Origin of the sequence: Dyella sp. ASV21 (genome assembly GCF_016428975.1) — a bacterium.
Lineage (GTDB): Bacteria > Pseudomonadota > Gammaproteobacteria > Xanthomonadales > Rhodanobacteraceae > Dyella.
In genome coordinates, this window is sequence record NZ_JAELTT010000209.1 from 1 (window position 1) to 399 (window position 399).

The following is a 399-nucleotide window of genomic DNA, read 5'->3' on the forward strand; positions in this document are numbered from 1 at the left end:
CCCCCCCCCCCCCCCCCCCCCCCCCCCCCCCCCCCCCCCCCCCCCCCCCCCCCCCCCCCCCCCCCCCCCCGTTTTTACTTCCACCCCGCCCACCGAGATCTACACCCGAACGTTGTCGTCGGCAGCGTCATATGTGTATAAGAGACAGCCGGTGCAGCCGGCCACGCCCGTGCAGTCCGCCAGCCCGACCACGGAGCACAGCGGGAGCAGGAGCAGGGTTCGGCGCATGGAAAGGGTTTCCGACAGGGACCCGGGGTCTTATACACATCTCAGAGCCCACGAGACCCGTGACCGAATCTCGGATTGCCTAATGAGCATTGAAAAGGGGGGGGGGGGGGGGGGGGGGGGGGGGGGGGGGGGGGGGGGGGGGGGGGGGGGGGGGGGGGGGGGGGGGGGGGG

General features: G+C 74.4%; 1 protein-coding gene. It reads right to left on the reverse strand.

Going from position 1 to position 399, the window contains the following annotated elements; translation table 11 throughout:
* Positions 1-99 precede the first annotated feature (99 nt).
* Entirely contained in the window at positions 100-228 is a 129-nt protein-coding gene (locus JHD67_RS22680; protein ID WP_255557458.1) for a hypothetical protein, read from the reverse strand.
* Positions 229-399 lie beyond the last annotated feature (171 nt).

Bases quoted from the DNA above. Each gene is read 5' to 3' on its own strand.
- JHD67_RS22680 (WP_255557458.1), bottom strand. From the start codon at position 228: ATGCGCCGAACCCTGCTCCTGCTCCCGCTGTGCTCCGTGGTCGGGCTG.